Source organism: Micromonospora sp. C51 (assembly GCF_018070435.1).
GTDB classification, from domain to species: domain Bacteria; phylum Actinomycetota; class Actinomycetes; order Mycobacteriales; family Micromonosporaceae; genus Micromonospora; species Micromonospora sediminimaris.
Window position 1 is genome coordinate 218,363 of record NZ_JAGPXQ010000003.1, and the last position, 24,691, is coordinate 243,053.

A 24,691-nucleotide genomic window follows, 5' to 3' on the forward strand; every position below is an offset into this window, starting at 1 on the left:
GGGTCGGTGCGCTTACCGGGGTGGGGCGGCGGCGCGTGAACGCCACAGCAGCCAGACGAAGTAGGGGGTGCCGATCATGGCGGTGACCAGCCCGGCGGGAATCTGGGCCGGAGCGATCACGGTGCGGCCGAGGGTGTCGGCGAGACTGACCAGGGCCGCGCCGAGGAGGGCGGCGACCGGGAGCACCCGGGTGTGCCGGCCGCCGACGAGAGCCCGGGCCGCGTGCGGTGCGACCAGGCCGACGAAGCCGATCACGCCGACGGCGGAGACCGCCGTCGAGGTGAGCAGGGCCGCCGCGCCGAGCGCGACCAGTCGGGTGCGTTCCAGCCGGACGCCGAGCACCCGTGGGGTGTCGTCGTCGAGCGTCATCAGGTCCAGCTCGCGGCGGGCGGCCACCACGGCCGGGGTGAGCACCAGCAGGGCTATCGCCACCGGCAGCACCTGGGTCGCGGTACGGCCGTAGGTGGAGCCGGAGAGCCAGGTGAGGGCCTTGCCGGTGTTCCACGGGTCGAAAGCCACGATCATGAAGGTGATCATGGCCATGCCACCCTGCCAGGCACCGAAGCCGATCAGGACCAGCCGGTCGGAGCTGAGTCCGCCCCGCCAGGCCGCGCCGTACACCAGGGCGAAGGCCAGCATGGCGCCGAGCCCGGCGACCCCGGAGACGGCCCAGACGCCGGCCAGCGGCACGAAGGTGAGCAGCGAGACCGCGCCCAGTCCGGCACCGGCGGTGATGCCGAGGATGCCGGGCTCGGCCAGCGGATTGCGGCAGACCGCCTGCACGGTGGTGCCGGCGACCGCCAGAGCCGCGCCGGCCAGCATCGCGGCGGCGACGCGCGGCCACCGCTGGTCCAGCACGAAGGTGTACGCCGGCCCGGTGCTGCCGTTGACCCAGTTGACGATGTCGCCGAGCAGCAGCCAGGTGTCCCCGGCGAGCATGCCGAGCAGCACCGCCCCAGCGGTGACCGTGGCGGCGACCGCCACCACGGTGCGGTGGAAGGCCGCGGAGCGGATGGCGGCGTGACCGCCGGCTGGGCGGCGGGTGGGGCCGGCGTCGCGGTGCCGGCGGGCCAGCCAGATCAGGATTCCCGCGCCGAACAGGGTGGTCACCACGCCGGTGGGGATGTCGACGCCGGCCTGGCCACCCATCAGGGCCCGCAGCAGCACGTCGGAGCCGAGGACGATGATGATGCCGGCCATGCCGGACAACGGCAGCAGGATCCGGTGCCGGTGGACTCCCGGCACCAGCGGGCCGAGCAGCCGGACGATCACCGGCGCGCAGAGGCCGACGAAGCCGACCGGGCCGGTGAGGGTGACCGCCGCGGCGGACAGCAGCACGGCCAGCACGGTGACGATCAGCCGGGTCCGGCGTACGTCGATGCCGAGCACGGTGGCGGTGTCGTCGCCGAGGGCGAGGATGTCGAGGCGGTGGCCGAACAGCATCAACGCCGCGACGGCGGCCACGATCACGGGGGCGAGTTGGGTGAGCGTGTCGAGGTCGCTCTGCACCAGGGAGCCGTTGCCCCAGGCGAACAGGCCGATGGTGGCCTGCTCGAACAGCAGGAGCAGCAGCATGGTCACCGAGCTGAGCGCCAGCGCGGTGGCCGAGCCGGCGAGGATCAGCCGGGTGGTGCCGGCCTGACCGCCCGACGACATCGCCATCACCAGGCCGGCGGCGGCGAGGCCACCGCAGAAGGCCAGGCCACCGGCGGGCAGTGCGGGCAGTGCGATGCCGAACGCGGCGACCGAGACGATGGCCAGGTGTGCGCCGGCGTTGACGGCGAGGGTGTCCGGGGACGCGAGCGGGTTGCGGGCGATCGACTGAAGTGCCGCACCGGCGAAGCCGAGGGCGACGCCGATGGTCAGCCCGGCAAGCAGCCGGGGCACCCGGGACGCGACGAGTACCCGGGCGGTCTCGTCGTCCCCGCCGGTCAGCAGGCGGAGCAGGTCGAGCGCACCCACGGCGGAGGTGCCCTGGGTCAGGTGCACCGCCACGACCACCAGCAGCAGCGCGGTGGCGGCGACGAAGATCCCGACGACGCGGGGAGTGGAGGGGCGCTCGGCCGGAGCCGGCTGGACAGCCGGCTCCGGACGCGGGGGCGCGGACAGCGTGGTCACACCGCGTAGGTGCTGACGAGCTGGTCGATGTACTGCTTGCCGGAGAGCGGCCCGCCGAAGGTCCAGATGCCGTCGGGCATCCGGTGCAGGTTGCCCTGCTTGACGAAGGGCAGCGACTTCCAGATGGCGTTGCTGTTCAGCCCGTCGGCGAAGACGTCGACGCCGTCCGAGGCGTTGTAGAAGAAGTGCAGGTCCGGGCTCTTGAGCACGGTCAGGCCCTCGACGTCGGTCTGGCCCAGGCCCCAGGCCGGGTCGGTCTCGCCGGTCCAGGCGTTGGTCAGGCCGAGCTGGATGCCGATCTGGGAGACCAGGGCACCCTCGCCGAACATCCGGATGCTGACCGTGCTGCCTTCCTTCCAGCCGTCGGCGATGGCGAACGGCTTGCCGGCCGCACCGGCGTCGGCGATCTTCTTCTTGCCGTCGGCGATGGCGGCGTCGAAGTCGGCGAGCAGCTTCTCCGCCTCGGCGGTCTTGCCGACCGCGGTGGCGATCATGTTCAGGTCGGCCCGCATCCGGCCGAGGTTGTCCGAGGCGTCGCTGCCCTTGGTCACGATGACCGGGACGTACTTCTCCAGCTGCGTGATCACGTTGGCGCCGCGGTCGTCCTCCATGACCACGAGGTCGGGTTGCAGCGCCACGATGGAGTCGATGCTCGGCTCACCGCGCGTGCCCACGTCCTTGACGCCCGCGTCGAGCTTGGCGGCGCTGACCCAGGTCGCGTACCCCTTGGGGTCGGCGACGCCGACCGGCATGACGCCGAGGCTGACCAGCATCTCGACCTCGCCCCATTCGAGCCCGACCACCTTGGTCGCGGGGGCGTCGAGCTTGACCTCCTTGCCCCGGCTGTCGGTGACGGTGACCGGGCCCCTGGCGGCGGAAGTGGTGGCGGCGGGCTCGGTGGTGTTCTCGGTGGTGCCGCAGGCGGCCAGCAGCACCGCGGTGGCGGCAGCCACCAGGGCGGTTACACGGGTACGGGACATGATGTTCTTTCTCGGGTGGGTGTCGTGAACGGTCTGTGCTCAGACCGGGATTCGGGCCAGGTGTCGGCCCACGGGACGGGTCGTCACCAGCCCGCTGAGCGGGTCGGTGCTAACCTCGATCCGGATGCCGTAGGTCTCGGTCAGGTCGTGTTCGGTGAAGACCTCGGCCGGGGTGCCGGTGGCGCGGACCCGGCCACCGTGCAGCAGGACCACCTCGTCGGCCACCGCGGCGGCCTGGTTGAGGTCGTGCAGCACGACGCCGACCGCGACGCCGTGATCGTCGGCGAGGTCACGCATCAGATCGAGAATCCCGACCTGGTAGCGCAGGTCGAGGAAGGTGGTGGGCTCGTCGAGCAGCAGCACCGGGGTGTCCTGGGCCAGGCAGGTGGCCAGCCAGACCCGCTGGAGTTCGCCACCGGAGAGTTCGTCCACCGGCCGGCCGGCCATCGCGTTGACGCCGGTGACCTCCATCGCGCGGGCGATGGCGGCGGGGCCGTCCGGGTCGTCCGCGCGCCACCGACCCCGGTAGGGGTGGCGGCCGTAGCCGACGACGTCGCGGACGGTGACGCCGTTGGGGATCGGCCGGCTCTGGGCGAGCAGGGTGACCCGGCGGGCGTACTCCTTGGCGGGCAGACCCGCGGCGGCGACGCCGTCGGCGAAGAGCACCGTGCCGCTGTCGAGCGGATGCAGCCGGGCCAATGCCCGCAGCAGGGTGGACTTGCCGCTGCCGTTGGGGCCGACGAGCGCGGTCACGGCGCCGGGACGCAGGGTGATCGCGGCACCGTGCACCACCGTGGTCCCGTGGTAGCCCAGGCGCAGGTCGACACCGCGTAGGCTCTGCTCGGCGTCGTTCGTCATCAGTCCGCTCGACATGCGGTTAGGCTAACCTAACCTAAGTAGGTGTCAAGACGCGGGTCTGGTTCACTTTTATCGCCCCACCAGCCCCCCTTTCGACGCCGGTGAGCAGGGTCGATACGTCACGCCGCGTCGCCGGCCGGTCCCCTGGCGTGCAACCGGGACAAGCAGCCATGTGCGATCGGCGGGACGCCGATGCCGGACCACCCGTCAGGCGGCGCGAAATCCGTACCGGGGTGGGAGGGACAGAGCAGTCGGAGCAGCGGTAACGTTGCGCGTCATCCGCCGCCGGCCCGCCGGCGTGGCGCTCTTCAATCCTATGGAGGATGGGGCATGTCCATCGGCGAGGAGCCGTTCGCAGTCCGCGACGACCTGGCCTCGCGGCCGAATTTCGAGGTCACCCTGCGCGGGTACGAGAAACGGCAGGTGGAACGCTACGTCGAGCAGATGGACGGTCGGCTCGCCGCCATCTCGGCGGAACGGGATCGGGCCACCGCACACGTACGGGAGCTGAGCGGAAAGCTCCAGGCGGTGCAGAGCGAGATGGCCGAGCTGCGGCAGCGACCGGCGCAAGTGGACAAGGCCACCTTCCAGGACGTGGGCCCGATGGTCGGCCAGATCCTGGACCTGGCCGAGAAGCAGGCCGCGGCGATCATCGACACGCACACCCAGCGGGCCACCAAGCTCCAGGCGGAGGCGGAGAAGACGCTCGCCAACGCCCGGGAACGCACCGTCAAGGCATTGGCCGACCTTGAGGAGGAGCTGGCCGCCCGGCGGGCCGAGCACGAGAAGACGTACGAGGAGTTGCGGGCGGCGGCCGACGCGGAACTGGCCGAGACCCGCGAGCGGGCCGACAAGCTTCGCGCCGACGGGGAGGCCGCACACGAGCGCGCCCAGCAGGAGGCGCAGCGGATCGGCGAGCAGTGCCGACAGCAGGTCGAGCAGGCCCGCTCGGCGGCAGAGGCGCTGACCACCTCGGCGCGTACCCAGATCCACCAGGAGATCCAGGCAGCCCGGTCGAAGAGCCAGCAGGAGCTGGCGCAGTGGCGGGCCACGGTCGAGGAGGAGCTGGCCGAGCGACGGGCCACGGCCGAGGAGGACCTGACCGAGCAGCGGGCCGCTGTCGAGCGTGAGCTGGCCGCGCAACGCACCGCCGCCGAGCAGCGGGTCAGCTCGATGATCGCCGACGCCCAGCAGTACTCGGCGGAGATCCGCAAGCGCGCCGACGAGCAGGCGGCCGAGGTACGCAAGCTCAGCGACGAGCAGGCCGCGGCAGCCGAGGAGCAGTTGCACGCCGTCCAGCTTGAGGTCGGGGAGCAGCGTCAGGCACTGGCCCAGTTGCACGAGCAGTTGGACGACGCCGAGCAGCAGCTCGACGAGGCTCGCCGCGCCAAGGACGCCACCGAGGCCGAGCTGAACCGGCTGCGGCAGCTGCTGGAGGAGACCAGCCACGAGCTCGTGGCGGAGCGTCAGCGCCTGGACGAGGTGCGCCGGGCGGCCGAGGCCGCCGAGCGGCACGCCAAGGAGACCCGGGCCCGGGTGCAGCGGGAGGCCAAGCGGGTCGCCGATCTGGCGGCTGCGGCGGTGATGGCGGCTGCGGCCGGTGGCGGCGAGACCGCCGAGTACCCGATGGTGGCCGCCCGACTGGGGGTTTCCCGGACCGGTGGCGACGCGGCGACGGCGGGCGGTGGCGAGGTGACCCCGGCGGCCGACGTTCAGGCCGAGGAGGCGACCGCCGCTGCCGAGGGGGATGCCGAGCGGGCCGGGTCGGACCCGGAGCGGACGGCGCCCGACGCGGCAGGCCAGGACCACAACGGAGCCGCGACCGGCCGGCCGGGCAACCCGCAGTCAGGCTCGGGCAAGGTCGGCGGCGGGCCTGAGCACGGCGCCCGCCCGGTGGTGGATCCGGTGGCCCGCGCGGCGGCGGCGGTGGCGGCAGGCGGGCCGGGCGGCATCGACTGGTTCGCCGGCCAGACGGCGAACCAGCAGTCCGACCAGGCCGAGCCGGCGGCACCCACCGCGAACGACACCGACCGGGCGCCCGAGCCGGCGGCGAACTGATCGGGCCACCCGAGCGGCGCCGCGTGCCGACCGGCCGGTCCGGGCAAGCCTGCCGGAGGCGACCTGAGCCCGTCCGCCGGTCGACGACCGGCGGACGGTTGCTCATCACGGCCGGCGGGGCAGCCAGCCGAGGAACCGGTTACGCGCCCTGGCCAGCGGTAGCCCGGGTAGATCCCGGGCGGCGGCGAGCAGACAGGAGCCCAGGTAGACCGCGAGCGCGGCGCGGGCCCCGCCGAACTCCGCGAGCAGTTGGCTCTGCTTGACCGCGCACGGCCACTCCTGCCCGCAACCGGTGCAGGTCCAGTTCGGCGGCGACGGCAGATGCTCCGGCGGCTTGGCCGAGCGGTAGCGAACAGTGGCGCTGTTTCCTCGGCCGACCCGGCTGGCGGGCCGGGGCGGATCACCAGGCACGGAATGTCGCTGGGTGAACAGTTCCCGTCGCGCCAGCCCGAGCGCTCCGCCCACCCGGACCAGCGCGTCCGGCCCCGGACGGTAGCCGACCAGGGCACCCAGCAGGTGGTGACCCAGCAGGTCGAAGGCGTCCGGCCCGAGGGCGAGGTCACGGCAGAGTGCGATCAGCCGCGTCGGCGCCACCACCCGCTGCGCCACCAGGGCGCAGCGCAACACGTCCCGCAGGGCACCGCCCAGGTCTGACGTGCGGGATCCCACGATGCCGGTCAGGTCTGTCTCGCCGGCGATCCGCCGGCGTGCCTCAGCTGTCGCCAGTCGGACGATGTCAGTCGGATCCTTGGTCTCCAACACCCCACCCCTTCACCCGTTGGTCGATCAGCTACCCCTCGTTCGACACCCTTCGCATGATCATGGCCACGGAGGGTCGTCGGCTAGCCCGGCGCGCGCACGCCGGACCGTACCGATTAGCCCAAAAACGAAAACTCCCCTGACATCGACAACGAGCGAGATCCACCGGCGCGACGGATGCGCCGCGAAAACTTCATGGGAGTCCTTCCTTTGTGGATACCATCAATGGGAATCCTGGCTCTGCATGTCCTATCGCTCTCCGGATCCACCACGTCTCGCCGGGCGCCGTCCGGCGTGCCGAAGCGCACTCCGTCCAGGTCGATGGAGACGTATTGAAGACGAAGGTTCCGATCGCCCACGGGTTCGACAGCAGCGACCCGGGGACGATCAACGACTTCCTGGCGTACGCCTATCGCGCCAAGGTCGCCTTCCGTGCGACCCCCGGCGTCCGCTACCGGTTCCGCCACCACCGGGTCGACGCGGGTTCGTTCTGGTTGGAATCGTTGGACCAGTCCACCCAGCTCGATATCGATGTCGAACCGCCCGCCGCACTGGTGATCTGCGAGGTCACCAACGGACGCGTCGACCGCTCAACCGCCGGCGCGTACGGCCGGTACCGCCCGGGCGACGTCTTCCTGGCCACCCTCCCCGATCTTCCCTGCTCGCTGCGCTGGCTGCCGGGCCGGGTCAGCGTCTGTCTGCTCGGCCTCACCGTGCTGGACCGAGTGACCGGCACCGCGTCCGCCGGCCGGGCGGGCGCGGTCCAGTTCGGCGGTCTGACCCCCGCCTCCCCGGCCCTGGCCGGACTGTGGCGGCACACCACGAGCTACCTGAACCACGTCGTCCTGGGCAACCCGTACGCGTACCGCGAGCCCCTGGTCCTCGCCAACGCGGCCCGGATGCTGGCCGCCGCGGCCCTGGCGGTCTTCCCCAACTCCACCGCGGGCTGGCCACAGGCCATCGACCGACGGGCCGCAACCACCGCCACGCTGCGCCGCGCCACGGCCTTCATCGAGGAGTACGCCGACCGCGACATCGGCGCGGCCGACATCGCCGCCGCAGCCCAGGTCTCGCTGCGGACCCTGCAACTGGCGTTCCGCCGGCACCTCGACACCACACCGATGGCGCACCTGCGCCGCGTCCGGCTCGACCGCGCCCACCGTGACCTGGTGCAGGCCGACCCCCGCCAGGAGACCGTCTCCGCGATCGCCTCCCGGTGGGGGTTCCTCAGCCACAGCCGGTTCACCGCGCGTTACCGCGCCACCTACGGATTTCCGCCCAGCCGCACCCTGCACGCCTGACGCCCACCCTGACCGACCGCCCGCGGCGGGCCACCGTCCGCACGATGGCCACTCCACCTCATCGGTGCCAGAATCGCACCATGCGGGGTACGCTCGTCGGCCGCGACGGGGTGTTCGACCAGGCCTGGCGCGCACTACGCGAGCCGGGGTCGGTGCTGTTGGAGGGCCCGGCTGGTATCGGCAAGACGACGTTGCTCCGGGAACTGGTCACCGAGGCGACGCGGGCCGGCTGGTCGGTGCTGACCTGCGCGCCGACCGAGTGCGAGACCGAGCTGCCCTTCGCCGCCCTCGCCGACCTGCTCCGTCCGCTGACGGACCTGGTGGTGGAGTTGCCGCGCCCGCAGCGTGTCGCGGCCGAGATGGTGCTGCTCACCCGGGACAGCGACGAGACCGTCGACGAGCGGGTGGTCGGTGCCGCCACCCGCTCGCTGCTGGAGGGCGTGCTCGCCGCCGGCCGGCCGGTGCTGGTCGCCGTGGACGACTCGCCGTGGCTGGACAGGCCGAGCGAACGAGCGCTGCGGTTCGCGCTGCGCCGGGTCGCGCCCGGGCTGTCCACCCTGGTCAGTTGCCGCACCGACAACACGTCGACGCTGCGGATCGCGCCGCTCGGGCTCGACGCCGGTCCCGGCCGGCTGACCCGGCTGCCACTGGCTCCGCTGGGAGTGGGGGCCCTGCACCACGTCCTGCGCGAGCGGGTCGGCGCCACCCTGAGTCGTTCGCTGCTCGCCCGGATCGCCAGGGAGGCTGCCGGCAACCCACTGGTCGCCATCGAGGTGACCCGCGCGGTGCAGCGCCTGCCACAGCCACCGGAGCCGGCACAGGATCTACCGGTGGCCTCGTCCATGCATCAACTCCTCGGTGAGGTGCTCGCCCGGCTTCCGGCCCGCTGCCGGGACGCCGTACGGCTGGCCGCCCTGCTCGGCGTACCCCTGCTCCGGGACCTGGCCGCGGCGGGGATCTCCCCCGCCGCGTTCGATGCCGCGGAGGAGGCCGGTCTGCTGGTGGTCGGGGCGGTGCGGGTGGAGTTCACCCATCCGGTCTACGCTGCCGCGGTCCGCGCCGGCATCCCACCCGGCGTCCGGCGCGGCCTGCACCGCCGGCTCGCCGAGGTGGTGACCGATCCGGACGAACGGGTCCGGCACCTGGCCCTGTGCACCACCACGCCGGACCCGGTGGTCGCCGACGCCCTCGGCGCGGCTGCCGCCCGGCAACACGCGCGGGGCGCGCCGGAGGCCGCCGCGAACCTGTACGAGTCCGCGGCGCGGCTCACGCCGGCCGACGATGAGGCCAGCCGAGGCCAGCGGCTGCTGGCGGCAGCCCGTTGCCGCTTCGGGTGCGGCGACCACCCCGGCGCACGGGTCGCCGCCGAGGCGGTGGCCGCCGAGTTCGGCGGCGACGTCCGCGCGGAGGCGCTGCTGCTGCGCGCGGTGGTCGCCTGGAGCGCGGACGAGTCCGGCGGAACGGCGGTCGAGGCAGCCGGCCGGGCACTGGCGGCAACCCGTCCGGATTCCCCGCTGGCCGGCCGGATCCACGCCCACCTGGCGCTCTTCGTCGACCTGCCGGATCCGGCGCGGGCCCATGCCGAGGCAGCCATCGCCCTGCTCAGCGGTCCCGGTGGAGACCGCACGCTGCTCGCCGCGGCGCTGCTGCACCTGTTCTTCAACGAGGTACGGGCCGGCGAACCACCCCGCATCGAACTGCTCGACCGGGCGCTGGAGATGGAGGGACCGGAGCCGTCATGGCTCGCCGGCACGATCCCGGCGATCTGGTGGAAGTCGATCGACGATCCGGCCCAGGCCCGACGACGGCTGGGCAGCCTGCTGGACCTGGCGGCCGCTCGGGGAGATGAACCCTCACAGTACGACCTACTCAAACACCTCGGCGAGACCGAGCTGCTCGCGGGGCGGTGGTCGACTGCCGAACGGCACATCGCGGCGGCCCGCGAGCTCGGCGAGCTGCTGGGCACCGAGGCGACCGCGGAAATCTGGCTGGCTGGGCTGCTCGACGCGCTCCGCGGCCGCCTCGACGTGGCGCAGCGGGTGGCCGAGGCGGGGCTCCGACTGGCCGAGCAGCTCGACGACGACTGGTGCCGGCGGATCCACCTGCAGCTGGGTGCGTTCGTGGCGCTCTGCGCCGGCCGGACGGCCGACGCCGCGGCCGGGTACGGCCGACTCGCCGCGACGGTCGACCGGATGGGTCTGGCCGAGCCGCTCGCACAGCGCTTCGAGACCGACTGGATCGAGGCCTGCGTGGGTGCCGGCGACCTGATCACGGCGCGTGGTGCCCTGGCCAGGCTGGCGGAACGTCACCGGCGGTTGCCCCGCCCCTGGACGCTGCTAGGGCTGGCGCGCAGCCGCGCCCTGCTGGACAGCGCCAGTGGCGTCGACCCCTCGGCCGCCCTGGACGACCTCGCCGCCGCGCGAGCCGCCGTGCCGCCGGAGGTCCTACCGCTGGATCGGGCCAGGTGTCTGCTGGTCGAGGGCATGGTGCACCGCCGGTCCCGCCGGAAGCGGCCGGCCCGGGAGGCACTGGCCGCCGCGGCGGTCGAGTTCGACGCCCTGGGCGCGACGGTGTTCGCCGAGCGAGCCCGGGCCGAGGCCGCTCGGCTCGGTGGGCGTCCGCCCGCGCCGTCGGACCTCACCGCCACAGAGGAGCGGGTCGCCCGGCTCGCCGCACAGGGACGGACCAGCCGGGCCATCGCCGACGAGCTGTTCGTCAGCCCGAAGACCGTCGAGACGAACCTGTCCCGGGTCTACCGCAAGCTGGGCATCTCCCGGCGGGCGGAACTGGGTGCCGCGCTGGCGCGGGTAGGTGGATCCGACGAACGGCTACGCCGGCCGGCGGCCGCGGTCGGCGCGCCGACCGGCACGGCCAAAGGCTAGGGAAACGCCGGATTCCTCGACGACCGTCTGGTCGTAGCGTCGAGACGTCACTAACGGCGGACCGGCTTCGGGTGGACCGGTGCCGGCTGCCGGTACCGGTCCAGCCGTGCCGTGCGAGCGGCCGTCGTCCGTTTCGGGGGTGGTCGAACAGCCCGGCCCGATGGCGGCCGGGTGTCAGAAGGGAACCGAACCTGTGCGTCGACTGATCCTGCCCGCAGTGCTCGCGGCCGCGCTCGCGCTGACCGGCTGCGACAGCGCCGAACCTACGCCGCCAGCGGCTGGCCCCGGCGCGGATGTGGAGACCGACCTGGACGTGCCCGCCGACGGCGCGGGCACCGAGGCCCCGCCCTGCCCGTTCACCGCAGCCCAGATCTCCGAGTTGATCGGCCAGTCCATGGTCGACGACGGCAACTGCAGCTTCGGCGACGGCAACGGGGTGGCCGCGTTGTCCGTGACGACCGCCTCCCAGTTGGCCGGTGAGACGACCTACGACTATCAGCGCCAGCAGGCCGAGCAGACCTACCAGACGGTGACGGATCTCGACGGGGACGGCAAGGGCTACCTGGCGGTCAAGGACATCGGCGCCGAGGCGGTGCTCGTCGGCGGCGCTGGCAGCTTCACCGTGACGTTGAGCAGCTTCGAGCGCCTCGGCGCGCAGCCCGACGGCTACGAGCAGGCGCTGCGCCGGCTGCTCGACGCCCTCCCCCGGTGACACCACACCCCCGAGGAGACGACCGTGAGGTACCTCAAGCTCGCCGCGACGGCCGTCGCCGTCGCCGCACTCACCGCCTGCGGCGGCAACGCCGAACCCGCCGCCGCGCCACCGCCACCGACCGAGGCGGCGGAGCCGGCTCCGCCCACCGAGGCGACCGAGGCAGCGGAGCCGACGGCCGAGGCGCCGCCTGTCGACGCCTGCGCCCTGGTCCCCAAGGAGGACGCCGAAAAACTGGCGGGCACCCGCCTGGAGGATCCGGTGCCGGTTCGGGAGACCTGCACGTACAGCGGGCCGGTCTCGGGTCCGTTGGCGCAGGTGGAGGTCTACGTGGGCGACGGAGCCAAGAAGATCCTCGACATCGACCGCGATCTCGACCACGAGTTCGAGACGCTCTCCGGGATCGGGGACGAGGCGTACCTGGAGGACGGCGCGGTCTTCGTGCACGCCGCCGGGGTGTGGGTGGCCATCCGACTGGTCCGGCTGGACGACCCGGCCAAGTACCACAAGCCGCTTACCGAGTTGGCCCGGACGGTCGCCGGGCGGCTCTGAGCCCGGCCGGGGCCGGTCACGCCGCCTTCCGCTCGGCGGGCGGTACCTCCCCCTCGTGACGCCGCAGCTCGTGACTCTCTGCCTCGAAGCGTCGCCGGATCACGGCGACCGCCTCCTCCTCGTGACAGCCGAGGCTGCGCAGCAGGTCGGTGGCGACGGTACGGATCTGGGCCACCACCACGCTGCCGGAGAAGCCGACCCCCTCGTCGTACGCCTCGGCCGCCCGGTCGACCGCCTTGAGGACCAACTGCTCGGACCGGTTCGTGTGGTGTCCGCTCTCCGCCTCGACCTGCAACAACGCCAGGGCGTCCCCGAAGTAGTGCACCGCGGCCGCCAGCCCGGCCGGGATCGGTTCGTCGTCGTGGACCGCGGTGGCCGCCCGGCGCAGCATCTCCTGGCCGCCCCCGACGGCCAGGTCGAGGTAGCGCGTACCACGTTGGTAGTGCTCGAACTCGGCTCGGCGGTGCCAACGGGCCGGCGACACCGCCACCGCCTCCCGGGCTCCGGAAACCGCGTCGTTGAGCAGGGCGAGTTGGGGGCCCAGCCCGTACAGCCCGTCCCGGGCCCCGGCCACCACCGTGGCGTCGCGCCGGGACATCCCGTCCGCGGCGTTGTGCAGGTGCTCGATCAGGTCGCCGAAGAGCGGGCGGGCGGCCCGTTGGATGATGCGCACCGGGTTGACCGGCAGCACGGCCACCACCACCACGGCCGAGACGGCGCCGATCACCGCGTCGATCACCCGCGGCACCTCCAACCCTCGCTGGATCGGCGAGAGGGTGGCGATCAGCACCGCCGTACCGCCGGCCTGGGTGACGACCGCGCCACCCCGGCTCATGGTCAACGCGAGCAGGATGGCCAGGGTGACCACGGTGCCGATCTGCCAGGGACCGGTGCCGATCACCATGATCAGGGCGTCACCCACCAACAGACCGGCCAGCACGCCAACCAGCAGTTCGAGAGTACGGCGGGTCCGCCGGCCGATCGCGGCGGCGATGGTGCCGACGGCGGCGCTGGGGGCGAACACCGGTGACGGGTGGTTCAACAGTTCGTGCGCCAGCGTCCAGGCGATCGCGGCGGCCACGCCCGCCTGAACGGCGAGGATCGCGTACAACTCCAGGCTCCGGCGTCGCTCCCGCCAGCCGATGCGTCGGCTGAGGCCCCCGACCGTGCTGGCGACCCCGGCCTGGACCCGGCCGCCGGCACGATGCGCCCAGCCGCTGTCGTCCTCCCCCGCCGCCACGCCGCCGACTACCCCGCCGGGCCCCGCTCATTCGCCGTCTGGCGACGCTCCCTCTCCGCGGGCGGCCGCCGATCGGTTCGACCCGGCATCCCCACCGCTCCGGTACGCCGGACCGACCTAAACCCTCCCGGTCGCACTTCTCTCACCTGGGCAGAGGGCCTTCATATCGTGCTATGTCGATTGACAAAGTTGATGATCCCAACTTATGGTGCGACCCGGCCGGATGTTTCCGGTGGCCCGGCGACGCCCGGCCAGCCACCCCGTTGACACCATCACCACGCGAGGAGCGTCATGGCTGGGCTGAAGGGCACACTACGCAGGACACGTTGGCGATTCGGCCTGGTCGCCAGCGCCGTCGCCGCACTACTCGCCGGGGCTGGCCTGATCAACGCCGGCACCGCCCACGCGGCGGCCGGATGCCGGGTGGCGTACTCCGCCCCCAGCCAGTGGCCGGGCGGGTTCACCGCGAACGTCGCCGTGACGAACCTCGGCGATCCGCTCAACGGCTGGCGGTTGACCTGGACCTTCCCCTCGGGGCAGCGGGTCACGCAGGCCTGGAACGCCACGGTCACCTCGTCCGGCAACGACGTCACCGCCAGCAACGTCAGCTACAACGCCGCCCTGGGCACCAACCAGACCGCGTCGTTCGGCTTCAACGGGTCGTGGTCCGGCAGCAACACGGCACCGACCACCTTCGCCCTCAACGGCGTCACCTGCACCGGCAGCGTCGGCACCACCCCGCCACCGACCACCACCCCGCCGCCGAGCACGCCACCGCCGAGCACCCCGCCACCGACCAGCCCGCCGCCGGCCGGCGACCCGATGGCCTACGTGGCCGCGATGCAGCCCGGCTGGAACCTCGGCAACACCTTCGACGCGGTCGGTGCCGACGAGACCGCGTGGGGCAACCCGCGCGTCACCGAGGCGCAGCTCGACGCCGTCCGGGCCCAGGGCTTCAACAGCATCCGGATCCCGGTGACCTGGAGCAACCACCACGGCCCCGCGCCGTCGTACACCATCGACGCGGCCTGGCTGAACCGCGTCAAGGAGGTCGTCGGCTGGGCCCTGGACGACGGCTTCTACGTGATGATCAACCTGCACCACGACTCGTGGCAGTGGATCCACGAGATGCCGACGAACCGGACCACGGTGCTCAACCGCTACAACGCGTTGTGGACCCAGATCGCCGCCGCGTTCCGGGACCACTCGCCGAGGCTGCACTTCGAGAGCGTCAACGAGCCGCAGTTCGCCAACAGCTCCGGCGACGCCCAGAACGCGGAGCTGCTGCACGAGCTGAACGTCAACTTCCACCGGATCGTGCGCGCCTCGGGCGGCACCAACGCCACCCGGATGCTGGTCCTGCCGACTCTGCACACCTCATCCGAACAGGCCCGGATCAACGAGTTGACCACGACGATCAACCAGCTCAACGACCGCAACCTGATCGCCACGGTGCACTTCTACGGCTACTGGCCGTTCAGCGTCAACGTCGCCGGTGGCACCCGCTTCGACGCCACGACCCAGCAGGATCTGACCGACTCGTTCGACCGGGTGCACAACGCCTTCGTGACCCGCAACATCCCGGTCGTCATCGGCGAGTACGGGCTGCTCGGCTTCGACCGACACACCGGCACCATCCAGCAGGGCGAGAAGCTCAAGTTCTTCGAGTTCCTCGGGCACTACGCGCGATCCAAGCGGATCACCACCCAGCTCTGGGACAATGGCCAGCACTTCGACCGGGTCGCCTTCCAGTGGAAGGACCCGGAGCTGTGGGCCCAGATCAAGTCGAGCTGGACGACCCGCTCCGGCACCGCGTCGTCCGACCAGGTGTACGTGCCGCGTACCGGCTCGATCACCGCGAAGTCGCTGACCCTCAACCTGAACGGCACCACCTTCTCCGGGTTGCGCCAGGGCAGCACGAATCTCACGCAGGGCACCGACTACACGGTCTCCGGCAACCAGCTCACCATCACCGCGAGCGCGCTGACCCGGTTGGTCGGCAACCGGGCGTACGGGGTCAACGCCAGCCTCCAGGCCCGTTTCTCGGCCGGTGTGCCCTGGCGGATCGACGTGATCACCTACGACACCCCCGTCCTGTCCAGCGCCACCGGAACGACGACCGCCTTCGCCATTCCGACCCAGTTCCGCGGCGACCAGCTCGCCACCATGGAGGCGAGGTACGCCGACGGCAGCAACGCCGGCCCGCACGACTGGACGTCGTTCAAGGAGTTCGACGTGGCCTTCAGCCCCGACTACCCGGGCAACCGGATCACGTTGACCGACACCTTCTTCGGCGAGGTCCGCGACGGCGCAGCCGTCACCCTCACCTTCCACTTCTGGAGTGGCGCACAGGTGACCTACCGCGTCACCCGGTCCGGCAGCACCGTCACCGGCGTCACCGGCTGAAGCAGCCGCGCCACCGGCCACCTCCCGGGTGGCCGGTGGCGCGCGGCGGTCATCATGGGTTCATGATCCGATTCCTGCTGAACGTGCTCTGGCTCATCTTCGGTGGTGGCCTCGTGCTGGCGATCGGCTACGGTATCGCCGCCCTGATCTGCTTCGTGCTCGTCGTCACCATCCCGTTCGGCGTTGCGTCGTTGCGGCTGGCGTCGTACTCGCTGTGGCCCTTCGGTCGGACCCTGGCACCCAAGCCCGGCGTCGGGGTGGCATCGGGTCTCGCCAACATCATCTGGGTGTTGCTGGCCGGTTGGTGGCTGGCGCTCTCGCACATCGTCGCCGGCGTCGGCCTCTGCCTGACCATCATCGGGATCCCGTTCGGCGTGGCCAACTTCAAGCTCGTCCCGGCGGCCATCTGGCCGTTGGGGCAGGAGGTGGTACCCGCACCGTGAGAGCCGAACGCGTGTTTCCGACAAACGACCTGACCGGTCGGGTGGCCGTCGTCACCGGGGCCAACCACGGCATCGGCGCGGCCACCGCCGTCGCGCTGGCCCAGTTGGGCGCAGCGGTGCTGGTCAGCTATCTACGGTTGGACGACCCACCGGACCCGGGCGTCCCCGACGCGTACCGACGCAACCGGGCCGGCGACGCGACCGAGGTGGTCGAGCGCGTCCGCGCCGTCGGTGGCCGGGTGCTGCCGGTCGAGGCGGACCTGGCGGACCCGGCCGTCCCGGCCCGGCTGTTCGACATCGCCGAGCGCGAGCTGGGCACGGTCGACATCCTGGTGAACAATGCCAGCGGCTGGCTGGCCGACACGTTCAAGCCAACCGCCGTCGACCGGCACGGACGGTCGTTGCGGCCGGTGAGCGCCGAATCCTTCGACGCCCAGTTCGCCGTGGACGCCCGCGCGGGCGCCCTGCTGATCGCCGAGTTCGCCCGTCGCAACGTCGCCGCGCGACGCGGCTGGGGGCGCGTCATCAGCCTCACTTCCGGTGGCAGTGACGGGTTCCCCGAGGAGGTCTCCTACGGTGCCGCCAAGGCGGCACTTGTCAACTACACCATGTCCGCGGCGCATGAGCTCGCACCGTTCGGTATCACCGCCAACGCCGTGCACCCGCCGGTCACCGACACCGGCTGGGTCAGCGAGGAGGTACGCGCCGCCGTCGCCGACGATCCTCACCTGCTGCGGGTGGCCGAGCCCGAGGAGGTCGCCGAGGTGATCGCCTTCCTCGCTGGGGAGAGCGGGCGACTGGTCACCGGCAACGTGGTCCAGTTGCGCTGACCGACTCACCAGTGGGCGCCGCCGCAGACACCTTCGGCATCCCGCGGCTCGACCTGCAAGGTGGCGTGCTCGATGCGGAAGCGATCGTGCAACATCTGGCGGGCGGCGGCCAGCACCGGGGCCAGGTCCGCACCGGTGTCCAGGGTGAGGTGTGCCGAGGCCACCTCCATTCCCGAGGTCAGGGTCCACACGTGCAGATCGTGCACGTCGGCGACACCATCGAGCCCACGCAGGCCGTCGCGTACCTCGGCGACGTCCACGTGCGGCGGCGCGGCCTGCACCAGCACCCGCAGCGCGGCGCGGGCGAGGCGGTAGGTGCGGGGCAGGATGAACAGGCCCACCCCGACGGCGACGATCGGGTCCGCGTACCACCAGCCGGTCAGCGCGATCACCCCGGCCGCGACCAGCACGCCCACCGAGGCGAGCAGGTCACCGAGGACCTCCAGGTAGGCGCCGCGCACGTTGAGGCTCTCCGTCGACCCGGCGCGCAGCAGCAGGAAGGCGACCACGTTGGCGACCAGCCCGCCGACGGCCACCGCCAGCATCGGGCCGACCAGCACCTCCGGCGGGTCGTCGAACCGCCGGAGCGCCTCCACCAGCACGTAGAGGGCCACCCCGGAGAGCAGCACCGCGTTGGCCAGCGCCGCCAGGACCTCCATCCGGTACAGGCCGAAGGTGCGCTGACCGTCCCGGGAGGCCCGGCTCGCGGCGGTGATCGCCGCGAGCGCCATGCCGATGCCCAGCACGTCGGTGAACATGTGCCCGGCGTCCGACAGCAGGGCCAGGGAACCGGTCACCCAGGCTCCGACCGCCTCCACCAGCATGAAGATCGCCAACAGGGCGAAGGCCGCCCACAGTCGCCCGCGGTGCTTCTCCCCCGCTCGGGCAACCTGCCGCCCGTGATCGTGCCCGGCGCCCACCCGTACCCCCTCTCGCCACCACCCAACTTATGCGTATATCGCAATGAGCGCAACTATCAGGCTGGTCATCGACGGGCCCGGCGGTGAGCCGTCAACGGTGCGGCGGGCCGTCAGCCATCGGCGGTCACCTGGTGGCGGACGGTCCCGGGCAGATCGACTCCGGCGACGCGGAGCCAGGTCTCCTGGAGAGCGGCGAGCCCCAGCCGGTCGACAAGGCGACGCAGGTGCTCCGGTGCCGGCCCGGTGGCCGGGTTGGGAAAGTCGTCGAACTGGGTCACGCAGCGCACCACATACTCCAGGGCCGACGCCAGGTCGCCCCGCCGCTCCGCGAGCAGGCCCAGCGAACCGTGGCATGAGGCAATGCCGATCCGGTTGCCGACGCGGGTGAAATCGGCGAGCGCCCGGCGGTACCACTCCTCAGCCGCCGCGTACCGTTCCCGCGCCTCCGCCAGGGTGCCCAGCGCGTGATGGGTCAGACCGAGCTGGCTGCTGTCCGCGGCCATGGTGGCCGCCGGGATCGCCCGCTGGTACCACTGCTCAGCGGTGTCCCAGCGCTCTGCCCGTTGGGCGAGCGCACCGAGTTCGTAGCAGACGAAGGCCGCGCCCAACAGGTCGCCGGCCTTCTCCCGGGCCACCAGCGCCTGGCTGTACCAACGCTCGGCGGCGTCGAAATCACCCCGGTAGTGGGCGACCTCGCCGAGAGCGACCAGCACCGTCGCGGTACCCCGCTGGTCGTGCATCCCTTCCCGGACCGCCAGCGCTTCCCGGTACCACCGCTCCGCCGCGTCGAAGTCCTGCCGCATCCACGCCACCTTGCCCAGCGACTGGCAGGAGGTGGCCACACCGGGCTGGTCGCCGGCCTCCCGGCTGCCGGACATCGACTTCTCGTACCACTGCTCCGCCTCGTCCCACCTACCCCTGGCCACGGCGATGTCGCCGTACCACTGGTGGACGCTCGCCACACCGTGCGGATACCCGAGTTCCTGCGCGACGCCCAGCACCTGCTCGAACCAGCGCCGCGCCTCGTCGTGCCGCCCAGCCTGCATGCACAACTGACCCAACTGGCCGGCGACGACCGCCAACTGCCGCTGGCGCTGGCTGCTCTCCGGCTGGTCGAGCAGCACGTCGTGGACCTTGTGGTACATGGCCTCCGCTGCCACCGGGTCGGCGTGCGGGGACCGGTTCAGCTGGGCACTGACGAAGAACAACCACAGGGCGCTGCCCTGCGCCGGGGTCCTTGGCGGTTCACCGTCGGCGTCCTCCACCGCGAGGCGTACCCGGTCGGCCCAGCCGTTGGCCTCGTCGGTCCGCCCGCTCCATCCCCACTCCTCGTTCATCAGCAGGCCGAGGTGCAGTGCCTGCGCCCACATCCCGGCGTCGAGCGCCCCGCGCAGCGCCTGCGTGAGGTTGGACCGGTGCAGGTAGGCGACCGCGTGCCCCCACAGCGGCTCCCCGCGCAGGAGCTGTTCATAACCCCAGGTGGCCAGAGCCGCCATCGCGTCGACCAGCGCGCGGCGCGCGTCGGCCAGTTCGGCCTCGAAGCTGTCGGCGGCGGCACGCCACTCGTTCAGGAAGTACGCCGGCAGCGCCGGGTGCAACCGGTAGGTGCCCGAGCCGCTGTCGACGAGCAGTCCGACACGGGTCGCCTCGTCGAGCACCGCCACCCACCCGTCGACGGTGACCTCGCGGAACCGCTCGGGAGCGTTCGGGTCGGCCGACAGCAGCGCCAGGACGTCGGCGTCGGTGACGCCCTGGAACAGCGCCGTCGCGGTCAACAGGCGGCGGCTGCGGGCCGGCAGCCGGGAGGTGGAGTAGGAGAGGCTGGCCGTCAGCGAACCGGTACGCCCGGTCCCGTACCCCTGGGGCAGCTCCGCCATGCCGCGCAGCCCGGCCAGCAGGACGTCAGAGTCGGTGGTCTCCAGATGCGGCAGCACCAGACGCATCGTCAGCGGATGCCCGTCGAGCCAGGCGAGCAGTTGCCGGAACGCCGGCTGGCTGCGCCTGCGTGCGGCGTCGGGGTAGGGGGCCAGCAGTCGGTCGGTGTACTCCGCGCTCTCCTCCGGCGCGAGACCGCCCAGCTCGATCCGCCGCACCTCGCCGAGCCTGGCCTCGTCGGTCCGGCTGGTCACCAGGACCACGCTGCGACCGAGGTCGGCCAGGAACTCCTGGAGTTCCCGCAGGTCGCGATCGCCGTCGCGGGTGTCGTCGGCACCGACCGCCTCGAAGTTGTCCCAAATGATCAATAGGCGCTCACGGCGTAGAAGTTGCTCGACCATCGCTCGTCGCCGCCGGTCCTCGGCGACCGCGAAGGCCGGGCCGAAGACCTGTAGGCCGATCTCGGTGACGAGACCGGCCACCCCGAAGGTGGGCACGCCGGGTTCGAAGGAGTACCAGATCACGTGCTCGGGCGACCGGACACCACCGGTGTCCCGCCACCAACGGCCGAACGCCTTGGCCAGCTCCGACTTGCCCACCCCGGCCGGCCCGTGCAGCAGGATGACCGGACAGGTGACGGCGGACGCCTCAAGCCGGTGGAACTCGTGGTCGCGCCCGACGAAAGTGCCGACGGCGGTGAGCGCGCGCTGCTCCGCCCCGGGCGCGGGCGGGCCCGGCCGGTCCGGGAACTGGACCTCAGCCCGCGCGTAGTGCACCGGGATCAGCCAGTCCTCCAGCGGACGCCGGCCGACCGGGCTCGGTCGTTCCGGGTGGCGCGCCATCCTGGCTCGGCCGGACACCACCGCCTCGGCCACCGTGGCACCCGAGAACAACCGCTGGTAGAAGGCGGTCATGAACTCGGCGGCGGCGACCGCGTACACCGTGTAGGCCATCGCCACGACGGCTGTGGCGCCACCGGCGACCAGCCGGGTGGCGACGGCCGCCTCCACGGTGGACCCCATGGCACCGGACTGACAGGCGTTGAGCACGACGACCGGAACCTGGGCATCGGCGAGTACCCGGGCCAGCTGCGCGGCCCGGACCCGCTCTGCCCCCACCCCCGGCTGCTCCAGCAGCAGCACCGCCTCCTCGGCCAGCTCGCCGTGGCAGTCCAGATGAACGATGTGGAACGGTCTACCCGCCGCCCGTGCCCCGATCAGCGTCTCCGCCAGGCGTTCCAACGTCGGTGGCCGCAGCACGACCACCTCGGCGCGGTGGTCGACGGCGGCCAGCATCGGGCGGGCGATGCTGCGGAACGCCACGTCCCGCTCACCGTCCGGGCGAGAGATGACCATGAGAACCCGTGGTCGCTCGTCGGCGACCGCGAACGCCGCAGCCTGCTCACCGGACGCCAACATCCGGGTGATGCGTACGCCGTCCAGGGCCAGCGGTGTCGGTCGGGTCGGGTCGGCGAGGAGTTCCCACGGCAGCCCCAGCCAGTCGGGGCGGTCAGATCGGAAGACGACCTCCGGTGTCGGCGAGGAGCGCAGCAGTTCGTACTCCTCGGCTGTGGCACCGAAGATCGCCGTGAACATCGACCGGCCCCACTCGGTCAGTCGGGCGGCGACCCGCTCGCCGCGCTCGACGTACGCTCCGAACGGGGCGCGCAGGAAGTCCTCCAGATACCACCGCAGATCGCCGAGGCATTCGTCGTCGAGGAGTACGAGATCCCCGACCGCGGGTGACACCACGGCCCGGTGCGGCTCGGGAAAACTGACTCGCACCGGTGGGTCACCGATTCCCGCCCTCGGCGATGATCTGGTCGACCACCACCTCGATAACCAGATCTCGTTGCTGGGCGGGCACCCCACCCTTCTCCGACAGCGCGACCCGGATCTGTCGCGCGACGACCTCCCGCTCGGCGCTGCTCCTGTTGGCGCGTCGGTCCTGGTAGATGGTCCACCCGAGCGTCGCCACCGCCACGATCAGCGACGCCACGGCCACCACGTCCACGTACCGGTCCGAGTTGCGGTCCGGGGCGTACAACTCGGCGAGCACATCGGCACGCAGCCGCTCGTCACCGCCGATCCGGTCGACAGCGGCCAGCGCGGCTCGCTCCACAGCGGCGGGTACCTCGGTCATGTCGGGTGCTCCTCTGCTCTGGTCCACGGCCCCAAGTGTCGTCGATGGTGGCACCCCACGGTGGTGTCGCTACCGGCCGTCCCGCACCATCGCGTACGAGCGGCAGGTGCCGCGCGGCGGGCGTCAGCGGGCGCGCCGGTTGGCACGCAGGGCGCCGAGGATCACCTTCGGTGTGACAAGCGAACTCGGGTGCTTGCGCATCGAGACGACGTCGTTGAACCGCCGGGCGGTGGCCACGTCGGTGACGGTCGCCGCGACGATCTGGCGGCTCACCCAGCTGGAGAGTCGGTAGCCGCGTGGATAGGGGCCGTCGACGTGCGGCAACGCCAGGTCGGCCGAGGTCGAGATCGACCAGGCGGCGTCGACCACGATCTTCTGAAGCGCGAAGAAGTGGTGGGCCGGCAGACCCAGGTCCGGACCGGGCCGCAGGTAGTGCGCCAGGCAGGCCGCGTGCAGCGCGGCGGCGGTGATGCCCTGCCCGTACACCGGGTTGAACGAGGCGACCGCGTCACCGACGCTGACCAGCCCGCCCGGCAGCCGGGTCACCGCGTGGAAGTCCCGACGCCGGCTGTCGGCGTGCCGGTAGGTCTGCACGTCGCCGAGGACCTCGCTGTCCGCGACCATCGCGAACTCCGGCGGGAACTGCTCGCGCAGCCGTCGGACGAAGTCCTCGGCGGTACGGCCGGGACGGTGCTCCCCGTAACCGGCCATCATCGCCATCCACCGACCGTCCTCGATCGCGAAGAACGCGGCACCGGCGACGTCCACGGACGTCGTCGGGCTGTGCAGCGCCAGCACCACCGTGTGCTCGGGCTCCGCCTCGTCGCGTCGGAACAGGGCGGTCGCGTAGTTGAGGTGCACAGTCATCCGCCGCAGCGCCGGCCGCTCCCACCCGGCCTCCGCCAGCCAGTCGGAGAGCCGGCTGGACCGCCCCATGGCGTCCACCACCAGGTCGGCGTGCTCGACACCGGGCGAGCCGCCGACGTCGCACCGGACGCCGCTGGTCACCGGGCCGTCGAACACCAGCCCGGTGGCCCGGGCGGCGATCGTCTTGACGTTGGGCAGTCGCAGCACCTGCTGCCGGATCAACGACTCCAGCAGCGGCCGGCTGCCGGCCAGGCTGTCGGCGTCGTCCGGTACGACGACCTTCAGCCGGCCGTCCAGGTAGTTCCGCCGGGCCGCCGGCGGAGCCTCGATCGCCCCCTGCGCCAGGGCCTGTTCCCGGAACCCGGGGAACAGCTGCTCCAACTGGAGGAAGCCACCGGGCAGCAGGGCGTGCAGTTGAGTCCCCTGTGGTACGCCCGGTCGTCCACCGGTCGCCTGTAGGTCGTCGCGGTCGATGACCACCACGCTCTCGGCGTAGTCGGAGAGCACCCGGGCGGCCAGCATGCCGGCGATGCTGCCGCCGATCACCACCGCCTTGCCCATGACAGGGGACGCCTGGTCGGGCGGTCGCACCGCGTTCAGCGCGGCGAGGACCCGAGCCGGAGAGAGGGACATCGTGCTCTCCAAAGGGGTACGAGGTGTGGCGCCTTTCCGCCTGCCGGCCAGTGACCGATGCTGGGGCAGACCGACGGAGCCGGGCGGTCGGCATGACGCCCAACGATCGTTGCACAGGGAGGGAACGCCAACGATGATTCGTCCCGGCTCCCGGCCACCTCTGTCTCCGGATGCCTCAGCTCCGCACGGCACCGTCCGGCGCCGACTCCTGGCCGGCACCGACCCGGTTGACCAGGTACCCGAAGGCGGCGGCCGTGAAGAACATGACGATGCCGTAAACGGCGCCGGGAATCGCCATCTGCGCGTTGTCGAGCAACGCCGGGCTGAGCGCGATGGTGATGGCCAGGGTGCTGTTGTGGATGCCGATCTCGAACCCGGCCGCCTTGGCGGCGCTGCGCTCGACCCCGGCCAGCCTCGGCACCCCGTACCCGATGCCGAGACTGAGCAGGTTGAACGCCAGCACGGCCAGCCCGACGGAGACGAAGTAGTCGGCGAGGTTGTCCCGCTCGCCGAGCACCGCGCCGGCGATCACCGCGACCAGGACCACCACCGACAGCACCCGTACCGGGCGGTCCAACCGCTGCGCGACCCGGGCCGACCGCGCCCGGATCAGCATCCCGAGGGCGACCGGGATCAGCACGATCGCGAACACCTGGAGCACCTTGTCGAACTGAAGCCCGATGCTCCGCGCGTCGCCGAGGAGGTACGCCGCCGACAGGTTGACCACGATCGGCAGGGTGAAGACCGCCAGCACCGAGTTGATGGCGGTCAGGGTGATGTTCAGGGCCACGTGACCGCCGAAGAGGTGGCTGTAGAGGTTGGCCGTGGTGCCGCCCGGCGAGGCGGCCAACAGCATCATCCCGACGCCAAGTTCGGGCGGCAGGTCGAAGGCGAGCACCAGGCCGAAGCAGAGCGCCGGTAGCAGCAGCACCTGGCACACCAGGGCGATGACGGCGGCCTTCGGGTGCCGGGCCACCCGGCGGAAGTCGCCGGTGGTCAGGCCGAGACCCAGACCGAGCATGATGATGCCGAGGGCGACGGGTAGTCCGATCAAGGTCAGGGCGGAGTCCATGACACGACATCGTTACCACCGGGTAACGAACTGGCAATCCTCC

18 protein-coding genes are annotated in these 24,691 nt (G+C 72.0%); 8 read left to right on the top strand and 10 right to left on the bottom strand.

Translation table 11 applies throughout. The features are described 5' to 3' along the window. Positions 1–12: 12 nt before the first annotated feature. Genes KBX50_RS06310 through KBX50_RS06320 form a run of 3 tightly spaced genes read right to left on the bottom strand, consistent with a single transcriptional unit; the run spans position 13 to position 3,971 of the window. Positions 13–2,109 (bottom strand): iron ABC transporter permease, encoded by a 2,097-nt coding sequence (locus KBX50_RS06310; RefSeq protein ID WP_210935613.1) that lies wholly within the window; start codon positions 2,107–2,109, stop codon positions 13–15. Between the two features lie 5 nt (positions 2,110–2,114). Further along, positions 2,115–3,098 (bottom strand): ABC transporter substrate-binding protein, encoded by a 984-nt coding sequence (locus tag KBX50_RS06315; RefSeq protein ID WP_210935410.1) that lies wholly within the window; start codon positions 3,096–3,098, stop codon positions 2,115–2,117. A 39-nt stretch (positions 3,099–3,137) separates the two neighbouring features. Next, positions 3,138–3,971: an ABC transporter ATP-binding protein gene (locus tag KBX50_RS06320; RefSeq protein ID WP_210935411.1), complete on the bottom strand. Its 834-nt coding sequence runs from the start codon at positions 3,969–3,971 to the stop codon at positions 3,138–3,140. Positions 3,972–4,286: 315 nt separating this feature from the next. Between KBX50_RS06320 and KBX50_RS06325 the strand changes: the two genes are divergently transcribed. Beyond that, complete coding sequence (locus tag KBX50_RS06325; RefSeq protein WP_210935412.1) at positions 4,287–6,014, top strand: hypothetical protein; 1,728 nt, start codon at positions 4,287–4,289, stop codon at positions 6,012–6,014. 105 nt (positions 6,015–6,119) lie between these two features. Here the strand turns inward: KBX50_RS06325 and KBX50_RS32660 are convergent, their stop codons facing one another. After that, positions 6,120–6,776, bottom strand: coding sequence for a hypothetical protein (locus tag KBX50_RS32660; protein WP_247673197.1), 657 nt, complete (start codon positions 6,774–6,776; stop codon positions 6,120–6,122). A 329-nt stretch (positions 6,777–7,105) separates the two neighbouring features. On the opposite strand from KBX50_RS32660, the gene KBX50_RS06335 reads away from it, so the two are divergent. The 4 genes from KBX50_RS06335 (at position 7,106) to KBX50_RS06350 (ending at position 12,220) form a co-directional block, all read left to right on the top strand. Continuing rightward, a complete protein-coding gene (locus tag KBX50_RS06335) occupies positions 7,106–8,074 on the top strand; it encodes a helix-turn-helix transcriptional regulator (protein WP_210935413.1) in 969 nt (322 codons plus the stop codon). Positions 8,075–8,154: 80 nt separating this feature from the next. After that, a complete protein-coding gene (locus tag KBX50_RS33240) occupies positions 8,155–10,956 on the top strand; it encodes an AAA family ATPase (RefSeq protein WP_210935414.1) in 2,802 nt (933 codons plus the stop codon). 193 nt (positions 10,957–11,149) lie between these two features. Then, complete coding sequence (locus KBX50_RS06345) at positions 11,150–11,668, top strand: hypothetical protein (RefSeq protein ID WP_307870860.1); 519 nt, start codon at positions 11,150–11,152, stop codon at positions 11,666–11,668. Between the two features lie 24 nt (positions 11,669–11,692). Next, on the top strand, positions 11,693–12,220 hold the full coding sequence (locus KBX50_RS06350) for a hypothetical protein (protein WP_210935417.1): 528 nt from the start codon (positions 11,693–11,695) through the stop codon (positions 12,218–12,220). Positions 12,221–12,236: 16 nt separating this feature from the next. Here KBX50_RS06350 and KBX50_RS06355 read toward each other — a convergent pair whose 3' ends face one another. Continuing rightward, positions 12,237–13,460: an aromatic acid exporter family protein gene (locus tag KBX50_RS06355; protein ID WP_210935419.1), complete on the bottom strand. Its 1,224-nt coding sequence runs from the start codon at positions 13,458–13,460 to the stop codon at positions 12,237–12,239. Positions 13,461–13,751: 291 nt separating this feature from the next. On the opposite strand from KBX50_RS06355, the gene KBX50_RS06360 reads away from it, so the two are divergent. The 3 genes from KBX50_RS06360 to KBX50_RS06370 all read left to right on the top strand — a co-directional run bounded on the left by KBX50_RS06360 (position 13,752) and on the right by KBX50_RS06370 (position 17,139). Then, entirely contained in the window at positions 13,752–15,866 is a 2,115-nt protein-coding gene (locus tag KBX50_RS06360; RefSeq protein ID WP_210935421.1) for a cellulase family glycosylhydrolase, read from the top strand. Positions 15,867–15,928: 62 nt separating this feature from the next. Then, complete coding sequence (locus tag KBX50_RS06365) at positions 15,929–16,309, top strand: YccF domain-containing protein (RefSeq protein ID WP_093403068.1); 381 nt, start codon at positions 15,929–15,931, stop codon at positions 16,307–16,309. After that, positions 16,306–17,139, top strand: coding sequence for an SDR family NAD(P)-dependent oxidoreductase (locus KBX50_RS06370; RefSeq protein ID WP_210935423.1), 834 nt, complete (start codon positions 16,306–16,308; stop codon positions 17,137–17,139). The genes KBX50_RS06365 and KBX50_RS06370 overlap by 4 nt, the downstream gene beginning before the upstream one ends. 5 nt (positions 17,140–17,144) lie before the next feature. Here KBX50_RS06370 and KBX50_RS06375 read toward each other — a convergent pair whose 3' ends face one another. The 5 genes from KBX50_RS06375 to KBX50_RS06395 form a co-directional block, all read right to left on the bottom strand. Then, positions 17,145–18,059, bottom strand: coding sequence for a cation diffusion facilitator family transporter (locus KBX50_RS06375; protein ID WP_210935426.1), 915 nt, complete (start codon positions 18,057–18,059; stop codon positions 17,145–17,147). Positions 18,060–18,169: 110 nt separating this feature from the next. Next, complete coding sequence (locus KBX50_RS06380; RefSeq protein WP_210935428.1) at positions 18,170–21,718, bottom strand: tetratricopeptide repeat protein; 3,549 nt, start codon at positions 21,716–21,718, stop codon at positions 18,170–18,172. A 7-nt stretch (positions 21,719–21,725) separates the two neighbouring features. Then, on the bottom strand, positions 21,726–22,076 hold the full coding sequence (locus tag KBX50_RS06385) for a hypothetical protein (protein ID WP_210935430.1): 351 nt from the start codon (positions 22,074–22,076) through the stop codon (positions 21,726–21,728). A gap of 123 nt (positions 22,077–22,199) precedes the next feature. Beyond that, positions 22,200–23,576, bottom strand: a complete 1,377-nt coding sequence (locus tag KBX50_RS06390) for an NAD(P)/FAD-dependent oxidoreductase (RefSeq protein WP_210935432.1) — start codon at positions 23,574–23,576, stop codon at positions 22,200–22,202. A 175-nt stretch (positions 23,577–23,751) separates the two neighbouring features. Further along, entirely contained in the window at positions 23,752–24,648 is an 897-nt protein-coding gene (locus tag KBX50_RS06395) for a bile acid:sodium symporter family protein (protein ID WP_210935433.1), read from the bottom strand. Positions 24,649–24,691: the final 43 nt, after the last annotated feature.